We start from the raw sequence: 9,618 nt of genomic DNA on the forward strand, positions 1-9,618 counted from the left end.
AATTTACCGGGGGATTTGTGTAGAAGAGATAGGCCTAGGCTCCTTTTTTGTTGGCTTGAGTTTGCCTTTACTCAGGATAAGGCTTAGTGTCTAATCCCCTGACTGTTTAATCCATTAAACAAAATACAATGAAAAAAGCCTTCACAGCCGGACTATTATCGGCCTTTATCGCCCCCGGCAGCGGCCATTTCTATCTTAAACATAAACGTAGTGCCTTAGTGTTTTTTGTGTTGGCAGTGCTGAGTCTAGGTCTGTTGCTGCAACAAGTAATACAAGTGGCGCAGCTAATTTCTCTCGATATTCAAACTGGCGTGTTGCCACTGGATATAGGGGTAATTTCAGCAGAAGTGACTAAGCAAACCACGACAACCATTCATGATGGTGCGGATAAGCTGATGTATGGCTTTCTCCTCTGCTGGCTGCTTGCCCTATTAGATAGCGTACGCTTAGGGCTAAAACAAGATAAGCAAGATGCAGCGACTGCCAATTGAAACAAGAAGAGCGCGGCGTAGCATTAAAACCTTGTTCGAATCAAACCTATAGCAAAAATGGCTTTCATTGAAAGCCATTTTTGCTTTTCTGACAACTTGTTAATCAAGGCAAGCTCGAATTACTGAGTGACCACACTGCTTTCGACTTGGCTTGATTGAGTATCTAAATAGCCACTGACACGGGTGAGTAACAGCGCACTTAACACCACCAGCGCACCAATCCAAGGTGTGTGCATTAAACCTAGGTTGGTCACTATGATCCCACCGCCCCACGCGCCTAAGGCTATGCCAACATTAAAGGCGGCGATATTTAAACCCGAAGCCACATCGACCGCATCGGGCGCATAGGTTTCGGCGAGTTTCACCACATACACTTGTAAACCAGGGACATTACCAAAGGCAAATGCACCCCAGACTAAGATAGTCAACACAGCCGCAATTGGGTTGACCACGGTAACGTTAAACAGCAACAGCACAGCGGCGAGACCAGCAAAGATATAGCTCAAGGCTTTTACCGGGCCCATTTTATCGGCCATTTTCCCGCCCCAGATATTGCCAAAGGCAACAGAGACGCCGTAAACCAACATGATGGCACCAATCGCACTGGCATTAAAACCTGTGACTTGCTGCAAAATCGGCGCTAGGTAAGTGAACGCCACAAAGGTGCCACCGTAACCCACGGCAGTAATCGCAAATACCAATAACAATCTCGGCTCGGCCAATACTTTGACCTGCGTGAGTATTCGCGCCGCGCTGGCTTGCTTTAGGTTATTTGGCACTAAGAATGCGCTGCCGACTAAGGCGATAAATCCCAGTAATGCCACGGCTAAAAAGGTCGACTGCCAGCCAAAGGTTTGGCCGATATACGTACCCAGCGGCACACCCGTGACTAAGGCAACGGTTAAGCCAGTAAACATTATGGCAATCGCGCTCGCAGCTTTTTCTTTGGAAACTAAGCCAGTGGCGATAGTCGAGCCAATCGAGAAGAACACCCCATGGGCCAGTCCTGTCAGGATCCGCGCGGTTATCAAGGTTTCATAACTCGGCGCCTGCCACGCCAACAAGTTACCCGCCACAAACAGCGACATCACCGAAAGTAACACGGTTTTACGATTCCAATTACCCGTTAATGCCGTCAGCACAGGTGCACCAATCGCCACACCGAGGGCATACAGACTCACCAATAACCCCGCAGAGGGTAGTGAGACATTTAAATCCTGCGCCATGGTTGGGATCAAACCCACTATGACAAATTCTGTGGTTCCAATAGCAAAGGCGCTGAGCGTCAATGCGAGTAAAGCTAAGGGCATGATAGTGTCCATCCAGTTAGGTTAACGCGTCTGTGAGCGAAGATTGATGAGCTAACACTCGGCTCACCTTCAGATGGGCTATCATGGTCGCAAAGGTTATTGCTAAAAAGAGTGATTCTTACAAATGATTTTTGCTATAAATACGGTTAATCAAATTTAAACTTGGAAATAACTGAGTGCTAACGCGGTCCGATGATTTGCAGATTTTATTGACTGTTGTGGATACAGGTGGGTTTTCAGCGGCAGCCGAGACACTGGATATTCAAGTTGCACGGGTATCACGGGCAGTCACTCGCCTTGAAAGCCAACTGCAAGTGACGCTACTCAACCGCACCACGCGCCGAGTCGAACTCACCAATGAGGGGCGACAATTTGTCGATACGGTACGCATTGGCCTGCAAACGCTGCAACAGGCCGAAGAAGATCTTATCGCCCGCGGCGAACGCCCTAAAGGTCGTTTAAGGGTCGATGCCGCGAGTCCCTTCGTGCTGCATCAAATCGTACCTTTGGTACAAGAATTTAAACTGGCCTACCCCGATATCGAGCTTGAACTCACCTCCAATGAAGGCTTTGTCGATCTGATAGAGAAACGCACCGATGTGGCGATCCGTATCGGCAAGCTGACCGACTCGACTCTGCACGCCAGACCGCTGGGCAAAAGTAAGCTGTATATCGTGGCCTCCAGCGCGTACTTAGCACAGCGCGGTCTGCCGAAGAATATTAGCGATCTGCCCCACCACTGCCTTATCGGCTTTACGGGTTCAAAAGTGCTCAACCAATGGCCCTTAAAAGGCGTCGACCAAATCACACCTAATGTGCGCGCCAGCAACGGCGAAACCGTGCGCCAATTAACCTTATCGGGCAATGGCATAGCTTGTCTGTCGGGCTTTATGGTCAAGGACGATATTGCCGCGGGGCGATTAGTCCCATTGCTTGAGAGTGAACAGGTGACCAATGTCGGGCGGGAGCAAGTGAATGCCGTTTATTATAAAACCTCAACCGTGGCGCGGCGGATCTCGGCTTTTATCGATTTTATCCAGCCAAGATTGAGTCTTTAACATCACGCAACTCACTCGACCATGGATAAAGCGCAGCATTATTGTGATATTGGCAAATATGATTTGTGCTTTATCGACCAAACGTGAGCATGTTCGCAGCAACCTAGCCGCTGCAAAACTCATGTTATCAGCCGTGGAAATCGAGGCAATCAGCGGGTTAGATCGCAATTATAGGGTGGCGAATCCAAACTTTGCCCCACACTGGGACTGAGTTCGAAACAGACTAACCGAACCTAGTCACCCGCTGTCCAGGCTTGGATAAAACTATGGTAGCAAGCCACCAGCATATCGGCATCGTGGGCATAATCGGGAATGGTTTCAGGACAATAGAGAGCACAGTGGCTACCCGCATTACGCGCAGTTTGCAGATCGAACAGATAATCGCCCACATATAAGATATCTACGGGCGCTAGCTGCCACTGTTGGCAAATAAGATGAATGCCTTCGGGATGCGGCTTAGGCTGCGCGTCGTAGCGCGTTAATACCAGTTCGATATCTATGCCGAGTTTATCGATAGTGATCTTTGCCGCCTCCGGTATATTGCGAGTCAAAATAGCCAAGGGCAACGACTTAGCCCGTAGGCATTCGATAAGCTCCCTTGCGCCATCGATCCAACGGGCATTAAGCGAGCTTTGTCTCTCGTACTCATGGATAATTTCTAACGCCTGAGCCTGTGCTTCACCCGCACTCAGACTATCGACATGGGCCAAGATATCCATGCCAGAACTAATTCCCAACTCACGCCTTAGCCCTGCAAAATCGGGGTTAGAATGTGCTAAGGTGCCGTCGAGATCGAAGATGACCCCACGAATATCGCTGAGTTTGATATCGGTTAATCGAGTGATCACTGGCCGTTCCATTTGGGGTTAAACAGCCTGCAAGCGCTTAGCCTGACGATTGCGGTACATAGGCAGCAATTGCACCACCATCACAGACACAATAATCACGCCAATCCCCAGCAGAGATAATCCATCTAACTCATCGGCATGGAACACTTCTGGCCACCAACCAATGCTCACCACCAGCGCGGTGGCGCTAAAACTAAATACCGGCGTTAACGCCAACATGGCGCTCACCTGCGCCGTCGGCCAGTACTTCATCGACTGCCCAAAACAGCCATAGGCAATTAAGGTATTGGCGGCGCAAAACAGTGCCACCTGCCAGTCGAAACTGTCCATTTTGGCGAATTGGCTAAAGTCGCTAAAGGGCGCCATCGCAAAAATACCTAGGGCATAAATAACCAATAATACGTTCGCGGGGGATAAGCGGTTGAGCAGGGATTTTTGCAACAGGGCATAGGTGGTCCATGACAGGGCCGAGAACTGAATAATCATCACCCCAATCCAAACTTGATGATTGCTAGCGGCCGAAAAGTCCAAATAAGGATGGAAGAACATCAACATACCTAAGGCCAAAGTCGCAAAGCAACTGAGTTGCACCGCATTGAGCCTTTCCTTAAAAAATAACACGCCACCGAAGGCGAGGAAAAAAGGCGATGTTTGGAAGTTAAGCTGGGCGGCCCCAGGGGCAAGATAGTCGAGGGAATAAACGAATGACACATAATTAAGCATCAAAAATAACCCTGCAAGACAGAGCCTTAACCAGACCTTGGCATCGAGCGCCGCAAATTGCTTAAGGCTGCCCGCACTCCATTGGATCACTATGCTGACCACCAGTGCGACCAGAAAACGAAACCAAGTTAGCGTCACGGGATCGATAAAAGCGCCCGAGAGCTTTAAGGCGATTGGCAACATCCCCCAAAATAACACGGCAACAGAAATAAATAGCAGACCAAGTTGAGCATGGTTATTTGCCAAGTGGCCGTTGTGGCTCTGGTTCACGGATAAGTCCCAGTAATACTGCAGAAAGGAATGCCATTCTGGCACTGAGTGAGTTCAAGATCTAGCCTCTATAGCGATTAAAGCCTTTGATGAATTGGATACTTTAGCTGACACCAATTTACCCACTCACTCCGCAGAACAAAGGGCAGGCATGCCTACAACTCAGTTTTATAAAGCCATTGTTAAGACAAAACGGTATATTTAACCCACTTCGCCCATAAGGCCGTTTTGAGTCGCTATTTTTTAGGATAAACCATGCAACACTCAATAAATCTCGAACAAGATCAATCTATTATTAATACCGCAGCCAAAGAGTTAGCCGAAAGGCGCGCCTCTGGCACAACGGGGGATTTACTGGCCGAAGCATTAAGACCCAAACACTTTGAACAGGCATTTGCTGTCCAACAAGCCATAGCAAAAGTATTGATGGCGACGCAAAATAACCCGATTGCAGGTTGGAAATGCCTATTACCTACGGCAGATAAAACCGTTGTCGCCCCTATTTATCAACAAGATATATATCATCAGACGCCAGACTGTCCACTCTATCCATCGACTAAAGGGCTCGCCCGGGTCGAACCCGAACTCGCCTTCGAGATAGGTGTCGATTTCCCCCCTAGAATGACCCCCTATACCGAGGCCGAAATCGATGCCGCCCTTGGTAAAACCCGCCTCGCCTTAGAGTTAATCAAGAGTCGCTACCACACGCCCAGTGAAGCGACGCATTTCGATGCCCTCGCCGATGGTTTAGTCAATCAAGGACTCTGGCTAGGGCCAGAGCTTGAATTATCCGATGATATAGATACAGGCCATTTCGACCTTAGCGTTAACATAGTAGATAACGATGCTCTGCAAAAAAATGCCATTCATCCCAATGGTTTCCCCAAAGCAGGGCTCTACTGGCTAGTTAACTTTTTATCCGCCCAAGGCATTGGCCTAACGCAAGGGCAATATGTGATCACTGGCTCCTATGCGGGCGTGCTGGATCTGCCACTTAACCAGCCCTGCCAATTTCGCTATGGCGATTTAGGACAATTTACATTGCAGTTTATTGCTAAGCAAATCGGCAACTTATAGGGTTCGCCGATAGCTAGGCTTGCCCTTAAGGTTAGCAAAAATGCCTAATCCATAGAAAACAAACTTGTATCAACCACTAAACATTTGTACTATTCGAAAGAGCTTATTATAAGGATATACAAGATGTTAGATGGAAAAATGTTACCTTTAGCGAGTCTATTTGCCTTAGCCTTAAGTACCTCATTTACCTTAAACGCCTCAGAAAATAGCTTTGCCAAAGCCTATAGCGACTATCAAGCCGCCGTAGAAAAAGGCGATGCTACCAATATTGAAGCGAGCGCAAAAAATGCTTATCAGTTGGGGGAAGCTCAATATGCCAAAGACAGTGTCGACTTAGCGAACCTCGCCTTAAACTGGGCCAGCGCCATAGAAACGCAGGTCGCACCGAATCCATTTGTGGAACAAAATCTGCCACAAACGGCTAAGGCACATGAGTTATACCAACTTGCACTCGCAAACTATAAGGCCCATTACGGCAAAGAAGCCATCGAGCTTATCGACCCTTTACTCGGCGCAGCGCAAACCGCCGTTGAAGCCAAAGCAGCAAAGGGCTATTTGCTTGATGCGATTGATCTAGCAGAAAAATCCGATAAAAAGAAACTGATCGCCGATGTAAAAATGGCCGCCTTTAATCGTTTATCCAATACGGAGCTATACACTCGAAGTGTAAGAAGTTATGCCTTTGATGCCTATGATATTTATAAAGAGATTTTGCCAGAGAATGCCATAGACAGAGTCAAGGCAACCTATATTGTGGGCGCCGTTGAATTTGCCGAAAAACATGATAAAAAAGCCGAACCTTTACTCCAAGAAGTGGTTAAACAGTTCGAAGTACTTAATTACAGTCATCCCTATGCCTTGAGTGCCCACGCTTATTTAGTGGAACTCTATGAGCGTCAAGGTAAAAGAGAATTAGCGACAGCCCACTGTATTGCCATAGGTAGTATGCAACCCTGGACCGACGAACAAGAGCAAAAGCCACTTTTCCGTCAATTTCCAAACTATCCAATGTCCTACGTCCAACAACGTAAAAGTGGCTGGGTTCAGCTTAAATTTACCGTTGATGAGCAAGGCTTTGTAAAAAATCCTGAAATTATTGCCTCTAAAGGCGGCGCTTTATTTGAAAAAGAAAGTATTGAGACTCTCAATAAATGGCGATACGCACCTAAGTTTGAAAATGGTAAAGCCGTTGAAGCGCAAACCACAGTGCAACTGGATTACACCATACAGTAACAGCCCGCTACTGCACCTCATAACCTAGCCCATCGCTCACACTCGATGGGCTTTTTTCATCCTGTGCGCCAAGTTTGTTCTGACTAAGCCCCTGCTTAAGTTGGCTTAAACAAGCTTGGCAAATACACGCATCGGCAGACGATAAAATGGCGCTGATTGCCCCTTGCAGCGAATCAGATGCTTGCGCTTGTAAGGCGGCCAAAGGTGGAAAGCTTTGCTGCGCGCACCAACAGTCCTCAATACCCTTACCTAAAATCACAGCACATTGATTCGCGTCTTGGCATAGGGGGCAATTTTGCGCAGTTGCTAACTTAGGTTGTTCCAATGGCTGAGACACGGTAATCCTTATTGCAAGATAAGTTGTTATAGCGCGGAGATCATAATAGATTTTTTGCAACTCAGGCTTAGTTGATTTGCACCAAAGTGAAATTTTAAAACTTTCCAAACTACGTTTGAATGCTTTAGTTTAAAAGTCTGGGCTTCACCCCCTGATTTTTAATCAAGAGCCGACCAAGGAGGAGCAACTTACCTCTTTGTTAACAAGAGTCCTTGCCGAACAACGTCCATGCCTAACTGCCAGTTCGCCATCCATGGCTCTCGTTCGTACAGCTGCTTCGCAGCACTCACCCTAGCGAAGTAACACACATTAACTCTTTATTGATAAATCAGGCCTTGGTCTTATGGATAAATGGCTATCGCTTCCGAAGGCAACTTCGCAGGGGATGGTGAACTTCTGTAGTTTCGGTGCTGGCTGTTAATTCCCAGAGATTTGCGCCTGTTCAGTCTTTTTATGGCAACGAACAAAATATTTTTGAGCAATATGGGACGCCCGAAGAGTATTTTGTTCACTCTCAGGGAGGCTACTGGTTATGGCTATCCATGGAGAAAGCCTGCGTTAGTCTGGGCTCTTGACGACCAATACCGGGCAGAGAGCCTTCTTGATCACTTCTTCGTAGACGTTAGCATGAAACAGGTGCGCCAGTGGTGAATGCTTGTCTGTGCCTAGGACTATCATGCCAACATCTGCTTCTTGTGCCTCTTCGAGGATCTGCGCCGCCGCCGAGCCACTGCGAATGATGGTTTGAATTGGCAGGTCAGTATGGAGCTGCTCCAGTACCTTGTTTATCTTCTCGGTCGCATAGGCCTTCATGTGCTTGTCGAGTTCTTCGGCACTGACGGGCACTATGCCGTAGCTGTCTTCGTGACGTAGATGGCTGACTATGTCCTCACCATAGGGTTTGCTGATCACATGCAGCAGACGAAAACCCACATGGTAGAGGTTGGCCATCTCGACTGCATAACTCAGGGCGTTCATCGATGCCTGCGAAAAATCGGTAGGGCAAAGTATTTGACGACTACGCATGATAGTACCTCCCATAAATTTTCAACAAGTGGCTTGTCATCCTTTAGTTTAGGTCAGAACCGGGTTTGCCGATGATAATTATCGGCCCAATTACAGCCATATCCCAGCCAACCCCTCAACTTAATTGGGACATATGGTCACCTCGAATTTAGCAAGGTTAATGTCTTTTTATGTTAAGATTTCGTTCGCGCTAATTGATAAAAAAGGAACTTAACGAGACAAGCATCAGTTTGCGCTAATACTCAAAAGGTGAGCCGTGGTGATTTGCGAGGCGACCGTAACACCATAGTCATCGCTGGCATTATGGTATTTCTCCAATTTAACAATGGATGTCGCAATAAAGGTCAATTGGTTGTATTCATCAAGTTATCTAACTTAAATGATATTTGGGCGTATGCATTTGGCTCAGTAAGCCGCATTCCTGTGTTATTGCAGGTATGTTCACAGATGTATACACGGTGAATTCATTTTGTTGTTAATTCGAAGGTTGAATAGATGAAGTATTTATTTCGAGGAATCCTTTAGCACCCGCACAAGGGGCTGATAATAGCTTGCTAAAATGTATAGCGAAGCAAAATCGAGCAAGCTTTTAGCAGTCCCTTCACTTAATGTGCTTGTTAACTATACTTTTCCGATTCAAATTCTGTATTTGACCATACTAAACCAAGCTCTGGACTTTCCAGCGAAAACTCTGAAAATACGCAAGTGTATGACTGAGCTACGTCACACATAAAAGATACCCAGTTTATGAAGTCTTCTTCACTCAATTCATTACCATAAGGGCGAGTTGTACCAGTTAAGAATTGATACCCTTTTTCGTCAACCTCACTCAGCTCTATTTCATAGTTTTCGCTGAGCTGTTGGGCTAATTTATTTAACTTCGATGAAACGTCACAAAAATGAGAAAAATCTATAGCGAAAACTGTTTCCTCATTTGCTCCAGAGCTTACAACAGCATTCCATAATTGAGTTGCTTCATCTATTTTTCTGTTTTTGATTCGGGCGTAATATTCTTCCCAAGTTTTTTGCGGATCGCTCATAGAACTCCCTGTATAGCTAACGCCCGCATAAACGGGGCAAAATGCTTGGCTATAATTTGAGAGGAACGTACACAAGCCAAGCTTTTTATGTCCGCCTCTTAATGCGCTCGTTGAACGAAGCCGCTTTGCGGCAGGAACAAGATAAAGCCATCCTTTTGCCCCTCATCCTAAATACTTGCTAGACGCGACCTGCTTCGGTCGCAAA

The 9,618-nt window shown here is 46.9% G+C and carries 10 protein-coding genes; 4 read left to right on the top strand and 6 right to left on the bottom strand.

Annotated features, from left to right (window positions below):
- The first annotated feature begins 128 nt into the window (after positions 1 to 128).
- Positions 129 to 491, top strand: coding sequence for a DUF6677 family protein (locus tag COW15_RS02060; protein ID WP_293629377.1), 363 nt, complete (start codon positions 129 to 131; stop codon positions 489 to 491).
- A 119-nt stretch (positions 492 to 610) separates the two neighbouring features.
- On the opposite strand, the gene COW15_RS02065 is transcribed toward COW15_RS02060, so the two are convergent.
- Positions 611 to 1,801: an MFS transporter gene (locus COW15_RS02065; protein ID WP_293629379.1), complete on the bottom strand. Its 1,191-nt coding sequence runs from the start codon at positions 1,799 to 1,801 to the stop codon at positions 611 to 613.
- A 176-nt stretch (positions 1,802 to 1,977) separates the two neighbouring features.
- Here COW15_RS02065 and COW15_RS02070 point away from each other — a divergent pair, with 176 nt between their 5' ends.
- The gene (locus COW15_RS02070; RefSeq protein WP_293629380.1) at positions 1,978 to 2,859 is read left to right on the top strand and encodes a LysR family transcriptional regulator; all 882 of its coding nucleotides are present in this window, start codon (positions 1,978 to 1,980) and stop codon (positions 2,857 to 2,859) included.
- 233 nt (positions 2,860 to 3,092) lie between these two features.
- Here COW15_RS02070 and COW15_RS02075 read toward each other — a convergent pair whose 3' ends face one another.
- Together COW15_RS02075 and COW15_RS02080 are read right to left on the bottom strand one after the other, a co-directional pair.
- On the bottom strand, positions 3,093 to 3,707 hold the full coding sequence (locus COW15_RS02075) for an HAD family hydrolase (protein ID WP_293629381.1): 615 nt from the start codon (positions 3,705 to 3,707) through the stop codon (positions 3,093 to 3,095).
- A gap of 18 nt (positions 3,708 to 3,725) precedes the next feature.
- On the bottom strand, positions 3,726 to 4,700 hold the full coding sequence (locus COW15_RS02080) for a DMT family transporter (RefSeq protein WP_293629382.1): 975 nt from the start codon (positions 4,698 to 4,700) through the stop codon (positions 3,726 to 3,728).
- A 255-nt stretch (positions 4,701 to 4,955) separates the two neighbouring features.
- Here COW15_RS02080 and COW15_RS02085 point away from each other — a divergent pair, with 255 nt between their 5' ends.
- Positions 4,956 to 5,777, top strand: a complete 822-nt coding sequence (locus COW15_RS02085; RefSeq protein WP_293629383.1) for a hydratase — start codon at positions 4,956 to 4,958, stop codon at positions 5,775 to 5,777.
- A gap of 123 nt (positions 5,778 to 5,900) precedes the next feature.
- Complete coding sequence (locus COW15_RS02090) at positions 5,901 to 7,010, top strand: energy transducer TonB (RefSeq protein WP_293629384.1); 1,110 nt, start codon at positions 5,901 to 5,903, stop codon at positions 7,008 to 7,010.
- A 7-nt stretch (positions 7,011 to 7,017) separates the two neighbouring features.
- On the opposite strand, the gene COW15_RS02095 is transcribed toward COW15_RS02090, so the two are convergent.
- The 3 genes from COW15_RS02095 to COW15_RS02105 form a co-directional block, all read right to left on the bottom strand.
- Complete coding sequence (locus COW15_RS02095; RefSeq protein WP_293629385.1) at positions 7,018 to 7,347, bottom strand: cysteine-rich CWC family protein; 330 nt, start codon at positions 7,345 to 7,347, stop codon at positions 7,018 to 7,020.
- Between the two features lie 558 nt (positions 7,348 to 7,905).
- On the bottom strand, positions 7,906 to 8,373 hold the full coding sequence (locus COW15_RS02100; RefSeq protein WP_293629387.1) for a universal stress protein: 468 nt from the start codon (positions 8,371 to 8,373) through the stop codon (positions 7,906 to 7,908).
- A 617-nt stretch (positions 8,374 to 8,990) separates the two neighbouring features.
- Positions 8,991 to 9,413: a hypothetical protein gene (locus COW15_RS02105; RefSeq protein ID WP_263186130.1), complete on the bottom strand. Its 423-nt coding sequence runs from the start codon at positions 9,411 to 9,413 to the stop codon at positions 8,991 to 8,993.
- Between the last annotated feature and the right edge of the window lie 205 nt (positions 9,414 to 9,618).

The organism is Shewanella sp. CG12_big_fil_rev_8_21_14_0_65_47_15 (assembly GCF_002783505.1).
GTDB lineage: Bacteria > Pseudomonadota > Gammaproteobacteria > Enterobacterales > Shewanellaceae > Shewanella.